The organism is Citrobacter sp. Cu233 (assembly GCF_030332225.1).
Classification (GTDB): Bacteria; Pseudomonadota; Gammaproteobacteria; order Enterobacterales; family Enterobacteriaceae; genus Citrobacter.
Genome location: NZ_JAOWIF010000033.1, coordinates 242281 through 262817, shown reverse-complemented (window position 1 = coordinate 262817; position 20537 = coordinate 242281). Strand labels below are relative to the sequence as shown.

The 20537-nt window shown below is 51.2% G+C and carries 22 protein-coding genes and 1 riboswitch; of the genes, 13 read left to right on the top strand and 9 right to left on the bottom strand.

Translation table 11 applies throughout. From position 1 onward, the window contains the following. The first annotated feature begins 43 nt into the window (after positions 1–43). The 4 genes from qseB (at position 44) to OGX95_RS11400 (ending at position 3085) form a co-directional block, all read left to right on the top strand. Positions 44–703 (top strand): quorum sensing response regulator transcription factor QseB, encoded by a 660-nt coding sequence (gene qseB, locus OGX95_RS11415; RefSeq protein WP_137382562.1) that lies wholly within the window; start codon positions 44–46, stop codon positions 701–703. Continuing rightward, positions 700–2049, top strand: coding sequence for a quorum sensing histidine kinase QseC (gene qseC, locus OGX95_RS11410; protein ID WP_286629486.1), 1350 nt, complete (start codon positions 700–702; stop codon positions 2047–2049). Before qseB ends, qseC begins: the two co-directional genes overlap by 4 nt. A gap of 109 nt (positions 2050–2158) precedes the next feature. Beyond that, positions 2159–2740, top strand: coding sequence for an NAD(P)H-dependent oxidoreductase (locus tag OGX95_RS11405; RefSeq protein WP_271442236.1), 582 nt, complete (start codon positions 2159–2161; stop codon positions 2738–2740). Positions 2741–2770: 30 nt separating this feature from the next. Beyond that, positions 2771–3085, top strand: coding sequence for a putative quinol monooxygenase (locus OGX95_RS11400; protein ID WP_003024557.1), 315 nt, complete (start codon positions 2771–2773; stop codon positions 3083–3085). A 106-nt stretch (positions 3086–3191) separates the two neighbouring features. On the opposite strand, the gene parE is transcribed toward OGX95_RS11400, so the two are convergent. Genes parE through nudF form a run of 5 tightly spaced genes read right to left on the bottom strand, consistent with a single transcriptional unit; the run spans position 3192 to position 7597 of the window. Then, the gene (gene parE / locus OGX95_RS11395) at positions 3192–5084 is read right to left on the bottom strand and encodes a DNA topoisomerase IV subunit B (protein WP_271454301.1); all 1893 of its coding nucleotides are present in this window, start codon (positions 5082–5084) and stop codon (positions 3192–3194) included. A 28-nt stretch (positions 5085–5112) separates the two neighbouring features. Next, positions 5113–5694, bottom strand: coding sequence for an esterase YqiA (yqiA, locus tag OGX95_RS11390; protein ID WP_003024575.1), 582 nt, complete (start codon positions 5692–5694; stop codon positions 5113–5115). Continuing rightward, a complete protein-coding gene (gene cpdA, locus OGX95_RS11385) occupies positions 5694–6521 on the bottom strand; it encodes a 3',5'-cyclic-AMP phosphodiesterase (protein WP_271442239.1) in 828 nt (275 codons plus the stop codon). The genes yqiA and cpdA overlap by 1 nt, the downstream gene beginning before the upstream one ends. Positions 6522–6545: 24 nt before the next feature. Next, positions 6546–6968 (bottom strand): DUF1249 family protein, encoded by a 423-nt coding sequence (locus OGX95_RS11380; protein WP_005123087.1) that lies wholly within the window; start codon positions 6966–6968, stop codon positions 6546–6548. Next, positions 6965–7597: an ADP-ribose diphosphatase gene (nudF, locus tag OGX95_RS11375; RefSeq protein ID WP_040233966.1), complete on the bottom strand. Its 633-nt coding sequence runs from the start codon at positions 7595–7597 to the stop codon at positions 6965–6967. The genes OGX95_RS11380 and nudF overlap by 4 nt, the downstream gene beginning before the upstream one ends. A 199-nt stretch (positions 7598–7796) precedes the next feature. On the opposite strand from nudF, the gene tolC reads away from it, so the two are divergent. From tolC to OGX95_RS11360, 3 genes are all read left to right on the top strand, one after another. Then, positions 7797–9278 (top strand): outer membrane channel protein TolC, encoded by a 1482-nt coding sequence (tolC, locus tag OGX95_RS11370; protein ID WP_286629485.1) that lies wholly within the window; start codon positions 7797–7799, stop codon positions 9276–9278. Positions 9279–9425: 147 nt separating this feature from the next. Next, on the top strand, positions 9426–10103 hold the full coding sequence (locus tag OGX95_RS11365) for a DUF1190 family protein (RefSeq protein WP_016154521.1): 678 nt from the start codon (positions 9426–9428) through the stop codon (positions 10101–10103). 5 nt (positions 10104–10108) lie between these two features. After that, the gene (locus tag OGX95_RS11360) at positions 10109–11269 is read left to right on the top strand and encodes a glutathionylspermidine synthase family protein (protein ID WP_286629484.1); all 1161 of its coding nucleotides are present in this window, start codon (positions 10109–10111) and stop codon (positions 11267–11269) included. Positions 11270–11313: 44 nt separating this feature from the next. On the opposite strand, the gene ygiD is transcribed toward OGX95_RS11360, so the two are convergent. After that, a complete protein-coding gene (ygiD, locus tag OGX95_RS11355; protein ID WP_286629483.1) occupies positions 11314–12102 on the bottom strand; it encodes a 4,5-DOPA-extradiol-dioxygenase in 789 nt (262 codons plus the stop codon). Positions 12103–12249: 147 nt separating this feature from the next. On the opposite strand from ygiD, the gene zupT reads away from it, so the two are divergent. The 4 genes from zupT to dsbI all read left to right on the top strand — a co-directional run bounded on the left by zupT (position 12250) and on the right by dsbI (position 16838). Beyond that, positions 12250–13023, top strand: a complete 774-nt coding sequence (gene zupT, locus OGX95_RS11350) for a zinc transporter ZupT (RefSeq protein ID WP_286629482.1) — start codon at positions 12250–12252, stop codon at positions 13021–13023. A 634-nt stretch (positions 13024–13657) separates the two neighbouring features. After that, a complete protein-coding gene (assT, locus tag OGX95_RS11345) occupies positions 13658–15454 on the top strand; it encodes an arylsulfate sulfotransferase AssT (RefSeq protein ID WP_286629481.1) in 1797 nt (598 codons plus the stop codon). A 23-nt stretch (positions 15455–15477) separates the two neighbouring features. After that, positions 15478–16146 (top strand): thiol:disulfide interchange protein DsbA/DsbL, encoded by a 669-nt coding sequence (locus tag OGX95_RS11340; protein WP_286629480.1) that lies wholly within the window; start codon positions 15478–15480, stop codon positions 16144–16146. A gap of 14 nt (positions 16147–16160) precedes the next feature. Then, complete coding sequence (gene dsbI / locus OGX95_RS11335; protein ID WP_286629479.1) at positions 16161–16838, top strand: protein-disulfide oxidoreductase DsbI; 678 nt, start codon at positions 16161–16163, stop codon at positions 16836–16838. Between the two features lie 84 nt (positions 16839–16922). Here the strand turns inward: dsbI and ribB are convergent, their stop codons facing one another. Next, a complete protein-coding gene (gene ribB, locus OGX95_RS11330) occupies positions 16923–17576 on the bottom strand; it encodes a 3,4-dihydroxy-2-butanone-4-phosphate synthase (protein WP_286629478.1) in 654 nt (217 codons plus the stop codon). A 106-nt stretch (positions 17577–17682) separates the two neighbouring features. After that, positions 17683–17832, bottom strand: a riboswitch (FMN riboswitch). 132 nt (positions 17833–17964) lie between these two features. On the opposite strand from ribB, the gene ubiK reads away from it, so the two are divergent. Then, a complete protein-coding gene (gene ubiK / locus OGX95_RS11325; protein ID WP_202037734.1) occupies positions 17965–18261 on the top strand; it encodes a ubiquinone biosynthesis accessory factor UbiK in 297 nt (98 codons plus the stop codon). A 33-nt stretch (positions 18262–18294) separates the two neighbouring features. Here ubiK and glgS read toward each other — a convergent pair whose 3' ends face one another. Next, positions 18295–18501, bottom strand: a complete 207-nt coding sequence (glgS, locus tag OGX95_RS11320) for a cell surface composition regulator GlgS (protein ID WP_286629477.1) — start codon at positions 18499–18501, stop codon at positions 18295–18297. 363 nt (positions 18502–18864) lie between these two features. Here glgS and ibsE point away from each other — a divergent pair, with 363 nt between their 5' ends. Further along, positions 18865–18924, top strand: coding sequence for a type I toxin-antitoxin system toxin IbsE (gene ibsE / locus OGX95_RS11315; RefSeq protein ID WP_286629726.1), 60 nt, complete (start codon positions 18865–18867; stop codon positions 18922–18924). A gap of 121 nt (positions 18925–19045) precedes the next feature. Here ibsE and hldE read toward each other — a convergent pair whose 3' ends face one another. Then, positions 19046–20482 carry a bifunctional D-glycero-beta-D-manno-heptose-7-phosphate kinase/D-glycero-beta-D-manno-heptose 1-phosphate adenylyltransferase HldE gene (hldE, locus tag OGX95_RS11310; RefSeq protein WP_286629476.1) on the bottom strand — a complete coding sequence of 479 codons (1437 nt, stop codon included), beginning with the start codon at positions 20480–20482 and terminating at the stop codon, positions 19046–19048. Positions 20483–20537 lie beyond the last annotated feature (55 nt).

Sequence of the window (20537 nt, the reverse complement as noted above, 5' to 3'; positions counted from 1 at the left end):
AAGGTTTACTGTCGGCAAAGAGCGTTATCGCAGGGAAGAACATATGCGTATTTTACTGATCGAAGATGACACGTTGATTGGCGATGGCCTTAAAACAGGTCTGAGTAAAATGGGTTTCAGCATCGACTGGTTTACCGAAGGTCGTCAGGGAAAAGAAGCGCTGTACAGCGCCCCTTATGATGCGGTAATCCTTGACCTGACCCTGCCGGGTATCGACGGGCGCGATATCCTGCGCGAATGGCGGGCAAAAGGTAAGCAAGAGCCTGTGCTGATTCTGACGGCTCGGGATGCGCTGACAGAACGCGTTGAAGGCCTGCGCCTGGGCGCGGATGACTATCTGTGCAAACCCTTTGCACTCATCGAGGTTGCCGCCAGACTGGAAGCATTGGTACGCCGCGCCAGCGGCCAGGCCAGTAACATTCTGAGCCATGGTCAGGTCTCGCTTGATCCCGGTGCACTGGTCGCGACAGTCGCAGGTGAACCTTTGTCACTCAAACCCAAAGAGTTCGCCCTACTGGAACTACTGATGCGTAATAAAGGCCGCGTGCTGCCCCGCAAACTGATCGAAGAAAAACTGTATAACTGGGACGAAAACGTCTCCAGCAACGCCGTTGAAGTGCACGTCCACCACTTACGCCGTAAGCTCGGCAGCGACTTTATCCGCACGGTACATGGTATTGGCTACACCCTGGGTGACGCATGAAACTCACACAACGCCTCAGCCTGCGCGTCAGACTAACGCTTATTTTTCTTTTTCTGGCCTCTATAACCTGGGCTATCTCCAGTTTCGTGGCCTGGAAGCAGACAACTGACAATGTGGATGAACTGTTTGATACTCAGTTAATGCTGTTCGCCAAACGGCTAAGCACACTGGATATCAGCGACGTTACTGCTTCACACAATATGGCCGGTACGCCAAAGAAGCTGAAGCACGGCCATATTGACGACGATGCGCTGGCGTTTGCTATCTATTCCACCGATGGGAAAATGGTGCTGCACGATGGCGACAACGGTCGGGACATTCCCTACAGCTACAGCCGGGAAGGCTTTAGTAACGGCCAACTTAACGGTGACAATGACTCGTGGCGGTTTCTGTGGCTGAATTCTGCGGATGGCAAATACCGTATAGTCGTTGGTCAGGAGTGGGAATATCGGGAAGACATGGCGTTGGCGATAGTAAGCGCCCAACTCACCCCGTGGCTGGTTGCTCTCCCGCTGATGCTGCTGATCCTGGTGGTTATGCTCAGTCGTGAACTCAGGCCGTTGAAAAAACTGGCCCAGGCCCTGCGCTGGCGCTCACCCGAATCAGAAGACCCCCTCGACCCCAAAGGCGTACCAAGCGAAGTGCGTCCACTGGTCGAATCGCTCAATCAGCTTTTTATCCGTACACATTCCATGATGGTACGCGAACGGCGCTTTACTTCTGACGCTGCCCATGAGCTACGCAGCCCATTAACTGCGCTGCGAGTGCAAACAGAAGTGGTTCAGCTATCAGATGATGATCCGCAAACACGGGAAAAAGCGCTGGTGCAGCTACACGCGGGGATCGAACGCGCTACGCGGCTGGTGGATCAGTTGCTGACGCTGTCACGACTCGACTCCCTCGACAACCTTCAGGACGTGGCTGATATCTCGCTGGAAGAACTACTGCAATCCGCAGTAATGGATATCTATCACCCGGCGCAACAGGCACATATTGATGTTCGTTTACAGATTAACGCCCACGATATCACGCGCATGGGACAACCATTGTTACTCAGCCTGATGGTGCGGAATCTGCTCGATAATGCGATTCGCTATAGCCCGCAGGGTAGCATTGTAGAGGTGACGCTTAACTCCCGCTATTTTAGCGTCAACGATAACGGTCCGGGCGTTGCACCGGAAGTCCTGACGCACATTGGTGAACGCTTTTATCGTCCGCCGGGACAAAGCGTTACCGGCAGTGGTCTGGGCCTGTCGATCGTTCGTCGTATAGCGACCTTACACGGGATGTCTGCCTCGTTTGGTAATGCCCCGGAAGGTGGGTTTGAGGCCAAAATCAGCTGGTAAAGACCGCATTATTGCTAATAATGCAAAAGACTTTGCACATTTTGCTAATTTCACCGCACCGCCCGTGGGGGTAAAATCGTCCTCAAACGCATTTCCTTGAGGACACAAAATGAGCAACATTCTGATTATCAATGGTGCGAAAAAATTCGCTCACTCTAACGGTCAGTTAAACGACACCCTGACCGAGGTCGCGGATGGCCTCCTGCGCGACCTCGGGCATGATGTTAAAATCGTGCGTGCAGATGGCGATTACGACATTAAAACTGAAGTGCAGAACTTCGTCTGGGCTGATGTGGTTATCTGGCAAATGCCGGGCTGGTGGATGGGTGCACCGTGGACGGTGAAAAAATACATCGATGATGTGTTTACCGAAGGTCACGGTACGCTGTATGCCAGCGATGGTCGTACACGTTCAGATGCCTCTAAAAAATACGGTTCCGGCGGGCTGATTCAGGGCAAAAAATACATGCTGTCCCTGACCTGGAACGCGCCAATGGAAGCCTTCACTGAAAAAGACCAATTCTTCCATGGTGTTGGAGTTGATGGCGTGTATCTGCCGTTCCATAAAGCAAATCAGTTCCTGGGAATGGAAGCGCTGCCGACGTTTATCACCAATGACGTGATTAAAATGCCAGATGTTCCGCGTTATATCGCAGAATATCGCAAGCATCTGACCGAGATTTTTGGTTAACTAGTCACCTGGAATTAGAAGGAGTTAATCATGCTTACTGTTATTGCAGAAATCCGTACACGTCCAGGTCAACATCACCGCCAGGCGGTGCTGGATCAGTTTGCTAAAATCGTTCCGACCGTACTGAAGGAAGAAGGCTGCCACGGCTATGCGCCGATGGTGGATCATGCTGCGGGTGTAAGTTTTCAGACCACAGCACCAGACTCAATCGTGATGGTTGAACAGTGGGAAAGCATCGCGCATCTTGAAGCGCATTTGCAGACCCCGCATATGAAAGCCTACAGCGAAGCCGTTAAAGGTGACGTGCTGGACATGAATATTCGTATTCTGGAGTCGGGTATTTAAGCTATCGTCATGGCCGCCGGGCCAGATAAGCGCAGCGCCATCGGGCATGATGACCTTGCCGGATGGCGGTATTAACCGCCTTATCCGGCCTACATACTCATAATCCTTAGCCTTCGAGATCCGCCAGGTCACCTTTCTCCTGCAACCAGTTACGACGATCCTCTGAACGTTTCTTGGCCAGCAGCATATCCATCACCGCATTCGTACGCTGATCGTCCTCATCATCAATGATGAGCTGCACCAGACGACGCGTATTAGGATCCAGCGTCGTTTCACGTAGTTGCATCGGGTTCATTTCACCCAGACCTTTAAAGCGTTGTACGTTCGGTTTCCCTTTCTTGCGCTTTAACTGCTCCAGCACGCCCGCTTTTTCTTCTTCTGTCAGTGCGTAATACACTTCTTTGCCGAGATCGATACGGTACAACGGAGGCAGCGCCACATAGACGTGACCGTGTTTCACCAGCGTACGGAAGTGTTTCACAAACAGCGCGCACAGCAGCGTCGCGATGTGCAGACCATCGGAGTCCGCATCCGCCAGAATACAGATCTTGCCATAGCGCAGTTGGCTCAGATCATCGCTGTCCGGATCGATACCGATCGCCACCGAAATATCGTGAACCTCCTGCGAAGCCAGCACTTCATCAGAAGAGACTTCCCAGGTATTGAGGATCTTCCCTTTCAGCGGCATGATCGCCTGGAATTCACGATCGCGCGCCTGCTTGGCCGATCCGCCCGCCGAGTCACCTTCGACGAGGAACAATTCGGTGCGATTGAGATCCTGTGCGGTACAGTCCGCCAGTTTCCCCGGTAGCGCCGGACCGCTGGTCAGCTTTTTGCGTACCACTTTTTTCGCCGCACGCAGACGGCGCTGGGCGCTGGAAATAGCCATTTCCGCCAGCTGCTCGGCGGACTGCACGTTCTGGTTCAGCCACAGGCTAAAGGCATCTTTCACTACGCCAGAAACGAATGCCGCACACTGACGTGAAGAAAGACGCTCTTTGGTCTGTCCGGCAAACTGTGGATCCTGCATTTTTACCGACAGCACATAGGCGCAACGATCCCAGATATCTTCTGCTGACAGCTTCACACCACGCGGCAGAATATTACGGTACTCGCAGAACTCGCGCATCGCGTCCAGCAGTCCCTGACGCAGGCCGTTAACATGCGTACCGCCCTGCATAGTAGGGATCAGGTTGACATAACTTTCGGTCAGTAATTCACCGCCTTCCGGCAGCCACAGTAACGCCCAGTCTACAGTCTCAGTCTCACCACTGAAGTTACCGATAAACGGTTTTTCCGGCAGCGTTGGCAGGCCGTTTACGGCTTCGCTCAGGTAGTCATTCAGACCGTCCTGGTAGCACCAGCGCTGCTCGCTATTGTTAACTTCATCTTTAAAGGTGATTTCTACGCCCGGGCACAGTACCGCTTTCGCTTTCAGTACGTGCGTTAAGCGAGAAACAGAGAAACGTGGGCTGTCAAAGAAGGTTTCATCCGGCCAGAAGTGCACGCTGGTTCCGGTATTGCGTTTACCGCAAGTACCGACCACCTGCAGATCCTGCACTTTGTCACCGTTTTCAAACGCGATGTTGTACACCTGACCATCGCGACGCACGTTCACTTCTACACGTTTTGAAAGCGCGTTGACCACGGAGATACCGACCCCGTGCAGACCACCGGAAAACTGGTAGTTCTTATTAGAAAACTTACCGCCTGCATGCAGGCGACAGAGGATCAGCTCGACCGCCGGAACGCCTTCTTCTGGGTGAATATCCACCGGCATGCCGCGTCCGTCGTCAATGACTTCCAGCGATTGATCGGCATGTAAGATCACATCCACGCGTTTCGCGTGGCCAGCCAGTGCTTCATCCACACTGTTATCAATCACTTCCTGTCCAAGATGGTTAGGACGGGTCGTGTCAGTGTACATCCCAGGGCGACGGCGTACCGGCTCAAGCCCAGTGAGTACCTCAATGGCATCAGCGTTATAAGTTTGCGTCATGGTTTAAATTAGCAATTCGAATTGATCGTCAGAAACTGTGCAGTCCAAGGAAATCGACAATCGGGTTGAAATAATCTTCGAAGCCCGTGAATGCGTGGTTTCCGCCCTCAATAACTGTCTGACGGCAGGAGGCGTAATACGCCACCGCCTGGCGGTAGTCCAACACTTCATCGCCCGTTTGTTGAAGCAGCCAAATCAAATCCGGCGCTTCCAGCGGGTCAATCTGCATGACTTTAAGATCGTAAATATGGCGTGACTCTAGCACATATTGCTGTCCCGTGTAGGGGTTCTCGTTTTGACCGAGATAGTCGACCAGCAGTTCGTAAGGCCGCACGGCAGGGTTAACGACCACTGCTGGCAGCATAAAACATTGCGACAGCCAGGTGGCGTAATAGCCTCCTAATGAGGAGCCGACAATTCCCAGCGACTCGCCGCCATGCTCAAGGATAATTGACTCCAGCATCTCTGCCGCCTGAGCTGGATACGGAGGTAACTGCGGTACAATCATCTCAACGTGCGGATGGTGCTCCGCCAGCCAGTTTTTTAGCAGACACGCCTTCGCCGAACGAGGAGAACTATTGAATCCATGAAGATAGAGAAGCGTAGACATCAGTAGCCTTCTGAAGCGGTATCAGGGTGGAACCGATTTCCCTGTAGACGACACACCTGGGTCTGCAACGTACCGTCTGCAAAGAGTTCCAGCGTACGCCAGCCGGGGCTTATCGTATCTAACGTGAAGTTGGCGCAATGCGGCTTAAATTGCACGCACGTTGATGGCGTCGCCAGCAGTCGGCGGCCGTTCCAGTCGAGATCCAGCTCCTGGTGAATATGCCCACAGAGCAGATACTTCACGCGCGGATAGTTCACCAGCACGTTGTCGAGCTCCGCCGCATTACGCAGGCTGTGTTGATCGAGCCAACTGCAGCCCGCAGGCAAAGGATGATGATGCAGAAGCAGCAAAGTATTACGCTCAGGCGCATCGGCAAGTTTACGCTCCAGCCACTCAAGCTGAAATTCGCTTAACTCACCGTGAGGAACGCCAAAAACCTGACTGTCCAGCAACAAAATTTGCCACTGTTCACCGATGAAGATACGTTTGGCGGGGGAAATACCCGCATCCTGAAGCGCGCTGTACATCGCTGGCTGAAAATCGTGATTACCGGGTAACCAAACGCAGGGCGCACGAAAACTTGCGATGCCCTCAGCAAAATGCTGATAAGCCGCAGCGGATTGATCCTGTGCCAAATCCCCAGTCGCAACGATGAGATCGTACTCTGGCGACTCTGCATGTATTGCATCCAGTACGCACTGGTAGCTATCCCAGGTGTTCACACCCAGCAAGGTTTCATGCTTTTCGGCAAACAGGTGAGTGTCTGTAATTTGTAAGATCCTGACTCTGGCCTCACCAGCCAAAGGAAGGGTTAACAGGCTTTCCAAATGGTGTCCTTAGGTTTCACGACGCTAATAAACCGGAATCGCCATCGCTCCATGTGCTAAACAGTACCGTAACCAGTCGGCCAAAAACTGATTAATTTGATGCTTTTCGTCGCGTTGATGCAACTTTTTATTTGGATAATCATACCGCGCTTTGAAGCGAAAGATCTGCTGACTTGAACACACTTCAGCCACCCTCGCATCATGATACAGGCGCACAGTCAGCGACGGCAGGCTCCAGTAGGTAACCGCTGGTGCCGTCTGTTCGATCGCGACAAGCGTAGTGTATCGGGTCGATTCAACAATCGTTAATCGATATTGTGCGTTTGCAACCTGATAGCTCACTGTTTCACCGGCTGCATCATTGCGTGGCAACAGGCGGCGCAACTGCGAAAAATTGGTTTCGCACAGGCGCATCATTTCAGGGAAGTCAGGTGTGTAACGCTTCATTTTTTCCACTCAGTTTTTAACTCTTGATAGTGCAGCTGTAACCATTGCAAGGCGATGACAGAAGCCGCGTTGTCGATTATCCCCTCTTCTACCCATTGATAAGCCTGTTCCCGACTCACCACATGAACACGAATATCTTCGTTTTCATCCGCCAGACCGTGGATACCATTTGCGGTCGAAGCGTCCACTTCACCTACCAAAATGGACAGGCGCTCACTGGTGCCGCCCGGGCTTGCCAGATAGCTCAGCACGGGCTTAGTCCGCTTCACATCCAGTCCGGCTTCTTCCATTGCTTCACGGCGGGCTACATCTTCAACGGTTTCGCCTTCTTCGATCATTCCGGCTACCATTTCCAGCAGATACGGCGTTTCGCTGGTGTCATAGGCCGCGATACGGATCTGTTCAACCAGCACAACTTCATCCCGCTCAGGGTCAAAGGGTAGCAAGACTGCCGCGTGTCCGCGCTCAAAAATTTCACGCTTTACTTCACCGCTCATACCACCGTTAAACAGGCGATGACGGAAGCGATAAAGATCCAGTGAAAAAAAACCGCGGTATAGTGTTTCTCGTGCAATAATTTCTACATCATTTTTAGTGAATGTCATTGGTAAGTTGTCTGGTTTACGCATTGTACTGTCCTGGTACCAATAGTGATTAAAGTGTGAATTTCAAGGTCGTTTGACTGCTGTTTGAGCGCCCTTGTGTTAAATTGATGCAAATTAACGCCGTATGGCACGTAACGCCAACTTTTTGAAGTGGCGGATTCTGCTAGAATCAGCAATTATTTTTACAATTTGATCAGCGCTAAATACTGCTTCACAACAAGGAATGCAAATGAAGAAATTGCTCCCCATCCTTATCGGCCTGAGCCTGTCGGGGTTCAGCACTCTGAGCCAGGCAGAAAACCTGATGCAGGTTTATCAGCAAGCACGCCTGAGCAACCCGGAATTACGTAAATCCGCCGCCGATCGCGATGCTGCATTCGAAAAAATTAACGAAGCGCGTAGCCCTTTACTGCCGCAACTGGGTTTAGGTGCCGATTACACCTACAGCAATGGCTACCGTGATTCAAACGGCGTGAATTCCAACGCCACCTCTGCTTCGTTAAGCCTGACTCAGACTCTGTTCGATATGTCAAAATGGCGTGCCCTGACGCTGCAAGAAAAATCAGCTGGCATCCAGGACGTGACCTATCAGACCGATCAGCAAACGCTGATCCTGAATACCGCCACGGCATATTTTAACGTATTGAACGCAATTGACGTGCTCTCTTATACCCAGGCACAAAAAGACGCCGTCTATCGTCAGTTAGATCAGACAACCCAGCGTTTTAACGTTGGCCTGGTTGCCATCACTGACGTACAGAACGCCCGTTCACAATACGATACCGTGTTGGCGAACGAAGTTACCGCGCGTAACAACCTGGACAACGCCGTTGAACAGCTGCGTCAGGTCACCGGCAATTACTACCCGGAACTGGCCTCGCTGAATGTTGATGGTTTTAAAACCAACAAACCGCAGGCGGTGAATTCGCTGCTGAAAGAAGCAGAAAACCGTAACCTGACGTTATTGCAGGCACGTTTAAGTCAGGATCTGGCGCGTGAGCAAATTCGTCTGGCACAGGACGGCCATCTGCCGACGCTGGGCCTAACCGCCTCTACCGGGGTATCTGATACCTCTTACAGTGGTTCTAAAACTAACACCTCTCAGTATGACGACAGCAACCAGGGCCAGAATAAAATTGGTCTGAACTTCTCGCTGCCGCTGTACCAGGGCGGGATGGTTAACTCGCAGGTGAAACAAGCGCAGTACAACTTTGTGGGTGCCAGCGAGCAACTGGAAAGCGCGCACCGCAGCGTAGTGCAGACCGTTCGTTCGTCATTCAACAACATTAATGCGTCTATCAGTAGCATCAATGCGTACAAACAGGCCGTCGTCTCTGCGCAAAGCTCCCTTGACGCGATGGAAGCGGGTTATTCTGTCGGTACACGTACCATCGTGGACGTGTTGGATGCCACCACCACGCTGTACAACGCTAAGCAGCAGTTGGCAAATGCGCGTTATACCTATCTGATCAACCAGTTAAACATCAAGTCTGCACTCGGTACGCTGAACGAGCAGGATCTGGTGGCACTGAACAATACGCTGGGCAAACCTATTTCCACCGCACCTGACGCCGTTGCGCCGGAAAACACCCAGCAAGACGCCGCTGCGGACGGATATACCGCGAACAGTGCGGCACCGGCGGTCAAACCGGCAGCAGCACGTACAACCAGCAGCAGTAACGGCAACAACCCGTTCCGTAATTGATGTTGATGACGGGGCTTCGGCCCCGTCTGAACGTAAGGCAACGTAAAGATCCGCCCCTTCTCCCGCATTCTCGCCTCTTCCCGCTTCAATTTCGACCAGCCATCCTCTATTCTGAGCAGTATTTACCACTGGTCCTGGAAGACATAAATGAAACGGACAAAATCTATACATCACGCGTCGTTCCGCAAAAGCTGGAGCGCACGCCATCTGACTCCTGTCGCACTGGCTGTGACTGCTGTTTTTATGCTGGCAGGCTGTGAAAAGAGTGACGAAACAGTTTCGCTTTATCAAAATGCGGACGACTGCTCTGCGGCGAATCCGGGTAAAAGCGCTGAATGTACTACCGCATTCAACAACGCACTGAAAGAAGCTGAACGCACGGCGCCAAAATACGCCACGCGCGAAGACTGTATTGCCGAGTTCGGTGAAGGTCAGTGCCAGCAGGCACCTGCCCAGGCAGGAATGGCACCTACGGGCGAAGGCCAGGCTCAGGCGCAGAATCAAAGCAGTGGCAGCTTCTGGATGCCGCTGATGGCGGGTTACATGATGGGCCGGATGATGGGCGGCGGCATGGGCGCACAACAACCGCTGTTCAGCTCGAAAAATCCGGCAAGCCCGGCATATGGCAAATACACTGATGCCGGCGGTAAAAACTACGGTGCCGCCACACCGGGCCGCACCATGACCGTTCCGAAAACCGCGATGGCGCCAAAACCCGCCACAACGTCTACCGTTACGCGCGGCGGATTTGGTGAGTCGGTGGCTAAACAGAGCACCATGCAACGTAGCGCCAGCGGCACCACGACACGTTCGATGGGTGGCTGATCCCTATGGAAAGAGTCAGTATTGTTGAGCGCCCGGACTGGCGCGACAAAGCCACCGAATACGGTTTCAACTTTCACACCATGTACGGCGAGCCGTACTGGTGTGAAGATGCGTACTATAAGCTCACGCTTGCTCAGGTCGAAAAGCTGGAAGACGTCACCGCTGAGCTGCATCAGATGTGCCTCAAAGTGGTGGAGCGGGTCATCGCCAGCGACGAGCTAATGACTAAGTTTCGTATTCCGAAGCATACCTGGGGTTTTGTCCGCCAGTCCTGGCAGACACAGCAGCCGTCGCTTTATTCCCGTCTCGATCTGGCGTGGGACGGCACGGGCGAGCCTAAGCTGTTAGAAAACAACGCCGATACGCCAACCTCATTGTATGAAGCTGCCTTTTTCCAGTGGATCTGGCTGGAAGATCAGCTCAATGCGGGTAACCTGCCGGAAGGTAGCGATCAGTTCAACAGCCTGCAGGAAAAGCTGATCGAACGTTTCACTGAGCTGCGCGAGCAGTACGGTTTTCAGCTGCTGCACCTGACCTGCTGTCGCGATACGGTCGAAGATCGCGGAACGATCCAGTATTTGCAGGATTGCGCGGCTGAGGCTGAAATTGCCACTGAATTTCTCTATGTCGAAGATATCGGGCTCGGTGAAAAAGGTCAGTTCACGGATCTGCAGGATCAGGTCATTGCCAACCTGTTCAAGCTCTATCCGTGGGAGTTTATGCTGCGTGAAATGTTCTCCACCAAGCTGGAAGACGCTGGCGTTCGCTGGCTGGAACCGGCCTGGAAGAGCATTATCTCCAACAAAGCACTGTTGCCGCTACTGTGGGAAATGTTCCCGGATCATCCGAATCTGCTACCAGCATATTTCGCCGAAGACGACTATCCGCAGATGGATAAGTTTGTCGTGAAGCCGATCTTCTCGCGTGAAGGGGCTAACGTTTCCATCATTGAGAACGGTAAAACGATCGAAGCAGTGGAAGGGCCATACGGTGAAGAAGGCATGATCGTGCAGCAGTTCCATCAGTTGCCGAAGTTTGGCGACAGCTACATGCTGATCGGCAGCTGGCTGATTAACGATCAACCCGCCGGGATCGGCATTCGTGAAGACAGAGCGTTGATCACCCAGGATCTCTCACGCTTCTATCCGCATATTTTTGTCGAATAAATCTGTTGTGCCCGGTGGCGCTCACGCTTACCGGGCCTACGTATTTATCCCACCTGAACTGACAACATACTCAGGCTACCCATTTCAATGCCATCGACCGGGATTGTTACAGGTTCTTTACCATCCCATGCGCCTAAAACATACAGCAGCGGCAGGAAGTGATCCGGCGTCGGGTTCGACAACGATCCGCATTCATGCTCGAGATAATTCACCAGCGGATGCTGTTCAACCGGTCCCTGCCAGGTCAGGTTGGCTTTCACATAATCATTGAACGAGGTCGCCCACGGGTAGGGTGTATTCTCACCGTGCCAGCGTACTGTACGCAGGTTATGCACCACGTTGCCACTGGCCACCAGCATAATGCCTTCATCGCGCAACGCTGCCAGCTTGCGGCCTATTTCAAAATGCCAGGCCGCAGGTTTAGTGCTGTCGACACTCAACTGCACCATCGGGATATCCGCGTTCGGGTACATCTTGATCAGCACGCCCCATGAACCATGGTCAAAACCCCACGCCTCTTTGTCTAAGGTAACAGGCACCGGAGCCAACAGGTCAACCAGATGCTGCGCCAGTTCAGGTGAGCCTGGAGCCGGGTAATGGGTGTCATACAGCGCCTGCGGAAAACCGCCAAAATCGTGGATCGTTTTAGGCGCTTCCATCGCCGTCACACCTGTCCCACGAGTGAACCAGTGTGCCGAGACCACCACAATGGCTTTCGGGCGAGGCAACGTTTCCCCCAGTTGCTGCCAGGCACGGGTATAAACGTTATCTTCCAGAACATTCATCGGGCTACCGTGGCCCAAAAACAATGCTGGCATACGAGTTGAAGACATGATGATATCCTTACTGAGGGAGTCATTTTGATATCACCACAATACGCTTATTTGGCTGATGAAGAACTCAGATAACCATGATGAAGATCATCAGTTATTTTGAAGATCTGGTCCGAGAAGTAGATTGATAAGGAGTTTTATTTGTCGATGTCAGTACCTTTACTTCTGACTTTACTGGCAGGCGCCGCCACATTTATCGGCGCATTTCTCGGCGTGTTAGGGCAAAAGCCCTCCAACCGCGTTCTCGCCTTTTCTTTAGGCTTCGCCGCCGGAATTATGTTACTGATCTCCCTGATGGAGATGCTCCCCGCCGCGCTGGCTGCTGAAGGCATGTCGCCAGTGCTGGGCTACGGAATGTTTATCGTTGGCTTGCTGGGCTATTTTGGTCTGGATCGTCTATTGCCGCACGCGCACCCTCAGGATCTGGTACAGAAAACAAAGCAGCCGCTTCCCGGCTCCATTAAACGTACCGCAATTTTATTAACGCTCGGCATCAGCCTGCACAACTTCCCGGAAGGGATTGCGACGTTTGTTACCGCCAGCAGCAACCTCGAACTGGGCTTTGGTATTGCCCTTGCCGTCGCATTACACAATATTCCTGAAGGACTAGCCGTTGCGGGACCGGTCTATGCGGCAACGGGGTCCAAACGTACGGCGATATTCTGGGCCGGGATCTCGGGCATGGCAGAAATTCTGGGTGGTGTATTGGCGTGGTTAATTCTGGGAAGTCTCATCTCGCCGATCGTGATGGCGGCAATAATGGCGGCTGTCGCGGGTATTATGGTGGCGCTGTCCGTCGACGAGCTAATGCCGCTGGCAAAAGAGATCGACCCGAATAATAATCCCAGCTATGGGGTACTTTGTGGCATGTCGGTGATGGGGTTAAGCCTCGTCATCCTCCAGTCCATGGGAATTGGTTAATTCAAAGGGCGGATGCCCCCTGCTAATTAACAGCATCCGCTCATCCATAGCAGAAAGTGAAAGACTATTTCTGTTCCTTAATCGCGCTGCTATCTTCGCCAGAGCGACGAAATAGTTTATTTCGCGCCTCAAGTAAGGCATCTCTGTCTTGCCGGAATGCCCGACAATAACGCTTCATATGGCAATAATAACCCACAGCAACCAGTGCAATTAATACCATCCAATACCAGGCAATAAACATTCTTTCACCCTTAAAATTTAACATCATTAAACATTTAACGTTAAAATTTCACATAATCTTATTTCAACCTACCACTATAGTGGCACAATTCAGAAACAAACATATGATTTCGATCATATAAATCAATAGCTAAAGCCAATTGCAAAACGTGTATTAGAAATAAAACAATGTCGCAAGGATCACACTACAGAATAATAATTATTGTTCTGGAAATACCTCCAACCTACTATCAAAAAGAAATAAAAACACTAATCATTGATAACTTATATATTCCAAACCAATAAATACATTTATTTATAACAAGCACTCGAAAGATATCATTTAATTATTGCTTCCGGAAATATATTTCATTCACATAAATTATATTTATAAGTAATATAAGGAGATATATCCATGCTTAAACAATACCGTAAAACACTCCTCGTTGGCGCTATCGCCCTGACATGCGGGTTAACCGCCGTAAATTCTTTTGCAGCGGGTTTTCAACCTGCCAAACCCGCAGGAAAGTTAGGAGCAATAATTGTTGACCCTTATGGAAATGCGCCACTTACCGCCCTGATTGAATTAGACAGCCACGTTATTTCAGATGTTAAAGTCACCGTCCACGGTAAAGGTGAGAAAGGGGTTCCTGTAACTTATACCGTTGGCAAAGAATCGTTAGCAACCTATGACGGTGTACCTATTTTTGGTCTTTATCAAAAATTCGCTAATAAAGTCACTGTTGAATATAACGAAAATGGCAAAGCCATAAAAGAAGATTACGTGGTGCAGACATCCGCCATCGTTAATCACTATATGGATAACCGTTCTATTTCCGATTTACAGCAAACAAACGTTGTTAAGGTCGCGCCTGGCTTTGAAGACCGCCTGTATATGGTAAATACCCACACCTTTACTTCTCAGGGCTCAGATCTTCACTGGCACGGTGAAAAAGACAAAAATGCCGGCATTCTTGATGCTGGTCCGGCCGGAGGCGCTCTCCCCTTTGACATCGCTCCGTTTACTTTCGTTGTCGACACGGAAGGCGAGTACCGCTGGTGGTTGGATCAAGAGACGTTCTATGACGGTCATGATGTTGATATCAATAAACGTGGTTACCTGATGGGGATTCGCGAAACGCCACGCGGAACGTTTACCGCGGTACAGGGGCAACACTGGTATGAATTCGATATGCTGGGACAGGTACTGGAAAATCATAAACTGCCACGCGGATTCCTTGATGCTACGCATGAGTCTATCGAAACAGTTAAAGGCACGGTATTACTGCGTGTAGGTAAGCGTAATTACCGTAAAGAAGATGGCATGCATGTACATACCATTCGTGACCAAATCCTCGAAGTCGATAAATCGGGTCGGGTTGTTGACGTCTGGGACCTGACAAAAATTCTCGACCCGCTGCGGGATGCCCTGTTGGGTGCATTAGACGCCGGTGCAGTGTGCGTTAATGTCGACCTCGCGCATGCAGGACAGCAGGCGAAACTGGAGCCCGATACACCATACGGCGACGCCCTCGGCGTGGGCGCTGGCCGTAACTGGGCACACGTCAACTCTATCGCCTATGATGCCAAAGACGACTCCATTATTCTCTCTTCCCGCCATCAGGGCGTCGTTAAAATCGGTCGTGATAAGCAAGTGAAGTGGATTCTGGCGCCGTCTAAAGGCTGGAATAAGGCGCTGGCAAGTAAGCTGTTAAAACCGGTTGATGGCAAAGGCAACGCGTTAAAATGTAACGAAAACGGTAAGTGCGAGAATACCGATTTCGATTTTACCTACACCCAACACACCGCCTGGCTTTCCAGCAAGGGGACATTAACTGTCTTTGACAATGGAGATGGTCGTGGACTCGAACAACCAGCATTGCCAACGATGAAATACTCCCGTTTCGTCGAATATAAAATTGACGAGAAAAAAGGCACCGTCCAGCAAATCTGGGAATACGGCAAAGAACGCGGCTACGATTTTTACAGTCCCATCACTTCAGTAATCGAATATCAAAAAGATCGCGATACCATGTTTGGATTTGGTGGTTCAATTAATTTATTCGACGTTGGACAGCCAACCATCGGCAAAATCAACGAAATTGACTACAAAACAAAAGAAGTCAAAGTTGAAATTAATGTCCTGTCCGATAAGCCAAACCAAACTCACTACCGTGCATTGCTGGTTCACCCACAGCACATGTTTAAATAATCACGTCAGATTAAGGATTAATTATGTCATCTAAATGGATCACTTCATTATTTAAATGCATGGTATTAACCGTTGCACTTGCCTCATCATTTGCTGCATCGGCGTTTACCGAAGGTACTGACTATATGGTGCTGGAAAAACCGATTCCCAACGCGGATAAAACGTTGATTAAAGTATTCAGCTACGCCTGCCCGTTCTGCTACAAATACGACAAAGCGGTAACAGAACTCGTTTCAGACAAAGTCGCCGATGTCGTCACTTTCACACCATTTCATCTGGAAACAAAAGGGGAGTATGGCAAACAGGCCAGTGAAATCTTTGCCGTAATGATTGCCAGGGACCAGACGGCAGGTATTTCATTGTTTGATGCCAAATCACAGTTCAAAAAAGCCAAGTTCGCTTATTACGCAGCCTATCACGACAAGAAGGAGCGTTGGTCAGACGGTAAAGATCCTGCCGCATTCATCAAAACGGGTCTGGATGCAGCAGGAATGAGTCAGGCGGATTTTGACGCCGCGCTGCAAGATCCCGCCGTTCAGCAAACGCTGGAGAAATGGAAAGCGGCGTATGATGTCGCCAAAATTCAGGGCGTCCCGGCCTATGTCGTCAATGGTAAATACCTGATCTACACCAAAAGTATCAAATCCATTGATTCCATGGCTGAGCTTATCAGAGAGCTGGCAGCAAAATAAACAGGGACCCGGCTATGGCTTTCATAAAAAGATTGTGGCGAGACTTACGTACTACGCCAGTTGATACTCTGGTGAGATGGCAGGAACGACGCTTTCTGTGGTTGCTGATGGCTTGTGCAATGGGGGGATTGATTATCCTGGCGCACTCGTTCTTTCAGATCTATCTCTACATGGCCCCCTGCGAGCAATGTGTCTACATTCGCTTTGCCATGTTCGTGATGGTTTTTGGCGGGCTTATTGCAGCAGTAAACCCTAAAAACGTGGTGTTGAAGTTGACTGGCTGCGTCATGGCGTTTTACGGCAGCCTCTCGGGTATTAAGTTCTCGATAAAACTTAATGACATTCATCATGCGGTACACAACCCAGACCCGGATTCACTCTTTGGCGTGCAGGGATGTTCAACTGACCCAACCTTCCCGTTCAATTTGCCGCTGGCAGACTGGGCTCCGGAATGGTTTAAGCCTACCGGAGACTGCGGGTATGACGCCCCGATTGTTCCTGATGGCGTGGTGCTGAGCAGCATGCAGAAGTGGTTTGTCGATCTGTATCAACAGTCTGAAGGCTGGTATCTGCTGCCACCGTGGCAGTTCATGAATATGGCACAAGCCTGCTTGCTCGCCTTTGGTTTGTGTTTAATGCTGCTGCTGGTGATGAGCGGTGCCTGGGCTTCAAAACTGGCCAGATCAAAATAGCCTGGCCGCAATAACAAAAAACCGAAGCCAGAAAACTGACTTCGGTTTTTTTATCCCTACCACGGTTATCGCGGTAGTCAGCAATTAGCTGGCTTTGCGCTCATGCGCCTGACGGTAAGCCACCAGGTCTTCAATAGTAACCACCGCCATATTATGCTTACCGGCAAATTCGATGCACTCCGGCGCACGCGCCATGGTGCCATCATCATTAGTCAATTCGCACAGTACACCAGCCGGTTTAAAACCAGCCAGCGTCACCAGATCGATGGTTGCTTCGGTGTGGCCACCGCGAGTTAACACACCACCAGCCTGAGCGCGCAGCGGGAAAACGTGACCCGGACGGTTCAGATCGGAAGGTTTAGCGCCATCTTTAATCGCCGCGCGAACTGTAGTGACACGGTCTGCTGCGGAAACACCGGTAGTCACACCTTCTGCAGCCTCAATGGTCACGGTAAAACCCGTACCGTAAGCGCTGGTGTTATTTTCCACCATCATAGGCAGATCGAGCTGTTTGCGTCGGTCTTCAGTGATGCACAGGCAAACAATACCACTACCGTGACGGATGGTCAGCGCCATCTGTTCAACAGTCATGGTTTCTGCCGGGAAAATCATATCACCTTCGTTTTCACGGTCTTCATCGTCAAGCACCATCACACCGCGTCCTTCACGCAGCGCAGCAAGCGCATGTTCAACACGTTCGAAAGGCGTACCAAAAGAGGAAAGTAGCGTCTGATTCATGGTAAAAAAACCTCACTAAAATTATGGTTACCAGAATCAGGGCAGTCTTAGGAGTGCCGTCAAAGCGGCAAAAAAATAACGTGAGCGGGTCCATGCCCGACTGGATCGTTACTCTCTCCCATCCGGACTCTAACCGTCGGCCCCGGAATTACACCGGATCTGCTGACCTTTTTACCGTAGCAAAAAGCGCTCGCGGGCTTTCAACATTCGTTGATTTACCGCCGGTGGGGAATTTCGCCCCGCCCTGAGAATAAGCGGGTTAACTATAACGCTATTGATTACCTTCATCAACGCCTTTACTCGACTTAGCTTCACACAATTCTGGTTTATGCCTGGGGCAGTTCGCACTACAATAGGCAGCAACACGTACCAGTTCAGGGAAACCATAATGATTGACCCGAAAAAAATTGAGCAGATTGCTCGTCAGGTTCACGAGTCGATGCCGAAAGGGATCCGGGAGTTTGGCGAAGACGTCGAGAAAAAAATTCGCCAAACGCTGCAGTCGCAGCTGACACGTCTGGATCTGGTAAGCCGCGAAGAGTTTGACGTACAAACCCAGGTTTTACTGCGTACCCGTGAAAAACTGGCGCTGCTTGAGCAACGTCTGACTGAGCTTGAAGCGCGTGAGAAAACGGCTGAAGTTAAGCCTGCGCCCGCAATCCCGCCAGTTGATCCACAAGTATAAAGACGACAACGGGCCGTAAGGCCCGTTAATGTGTTAGTGTTCCAGTTCTAATTTTTTCGCCTCTGTTGCCTGCTGGCAGTAAAGTACATAGCGTTTGCAAAACCAGCTGCGATGTTCCTCATCCATATTTCCAGTTACAGCCTGAATATCAACGGGTCGGCCCTCAGCCTGCATTCTGGCAAAACTCCGGGCCAGGAAATCGAAATTGTTCAGTGAATACATATTGCTGTTCATGAGCATACCCTCCAGTTATTGAATATCTGTTAAGGCCATATGCTTTTTCTGATTTCAGTATTTCTCTATACGCGAAGCTGTTCTGTACATTATGTGCGCAAAATAAGGGCCCTGCTTCACACTTTTCCACGAAATTTGAGGGAATAAGCGTTAAACCAATAATGAAGTTCAACGACTGGATTACGTTCACGGACAGTTCTACGTTCAGCCTTCCAGGAAAAGCTCTTTTTGCGTAGCCGATCCAGCAATAGAAAATCGAGATGAGAAAGCCCTTGTGCCTGCATGGACACTCACCAACAATCGCCTTGTCAGCAAGGACTGCAACGAGAAAGCCCCTCTCGAAGAAGGGGCTTTAATAAGGAAAGGGTTATGATGAAGCTCGTCATCATACTGGTTGTGCTGTTACTGATAAGTTTCCCCACTTACTAACAGTCAATCAGAGGGGGGATAAATCCCCTCTCACCCTTATTCTTTTACTTTAGGTCGAAAAAACAGCAGCGTCAACATCGAGATGCGCACCGAAACGAAATGTTCGATGCCTCTCCAGCATTCACGATTTATCGCTGTCTTTCTGGATCTTTTTGATGATATTGGTCGTTGAGCAACCGTCTTCGAAGTTCAGCACCAGCACTTCACCGCCGTTCGCCCATACCTCTTCGCTGCCCGCAATCTGCTCCGGCTTATAGTCACCGCCTTTTACCAGCAGATCCGGCAGAACACCGGCAATCAGACGCTGCGGAGTATCCTCTTCAAAAGAGACGACCCAGTCGACGGACTCCAGCGCACCCAGCACGATCATGCGCTGTTCAAGCGGATTGACCGGGCGAGTTTCGCCTTTCAGACGTTTGGTGGACGCATCGCTGTTAACCGCGACGATCAGACGGTCACCCAGCTTGCGCGCATTTGCCAGATAAGAGACATGGCCCGCATGCAGGATGTCAAAGACACCGTTGGTCATCACCACTTTCTCACCACGTTTACGGGCGCTGGCGACAGCCTGCTTCAGCTCATCTTCACTCATCACGCCGAAGCCGGTATCAGCCCGACCGCGCACGGCGTTTTCCAGCTCAATAGGCGAAACGGTGGACGTCCCCAGCTTACCGACCACGACACCCGCAGCCGCGTTAGCAAAATAGCACGCCTCTTCCAGCGAATTACCCGCGGCAAGCGTCGCTGCCAGCACGCCGATAACCGTATCGCCCGCACCGGTCACGTCATACACTTCCTGCGCTTGCGTCGGCATGTGCAATGGCGCTTTGCCCGGTTGCAGCAGCGTCATTCCCTGTTCGGAGCGCGTGATTAACAATGCAGAAAGCCCGAAATCAGCAATCACCTTCATGCCGCGTTCAACCAGTTCATCTTCGCTCTTGCACTTACCCGCGACCGCTTCGAATTCGGACAAATTCGGCGTCAACAGTGTCGCGCCGCGGTAACGTTCAAAATCGGTCCCTTTCGGATCGATAAGTACCGGAACCCCAGCTTTACGTGCCAGTGCAATCATTTGCTGAACGCTTGCCAGCGCACCTTTGGCGTAGTCCGACAGCACCAGCGCACCGATAGAGCCCAGTGCCTGATTGATACGCTCATGCAGTGGCTGCGGATCCACACCTTCAAAGCCTTCCTCGAAGTCCAGGCGAATCAACTGCTGGTTACGGGAAAGCACGCGCAGCTTGGTTATCGTCGGATGCGTCGGCACGGAAACGAAGTCACATTTTACGTTTACATCCGCCAGCGTTTTACTGAGTGCACGCGCCGCATCGTCAATGCCAGTCAGCCCCACCAGACGCGAATTCGCTCCCAGGGAGGCAATGTTCATCGCCACGTTTGCTGCGCCACCGGGACGTTCTTCAATGGTATCCACTTTTACCACCGGGACCGGCGCTTCTGGGGAGATACGGCTGGTAGGGCCGTACCAGTAGCGATCCAGCATCACATCACCGACAACCATGACTCCTGCACGTTCAAACTCTGGCAGCGTTACTTTCATTCCTGTCTCCTGAGAGATTCTCTGAGGGTCTTAAAATTTGCGCGCGATAATAGCA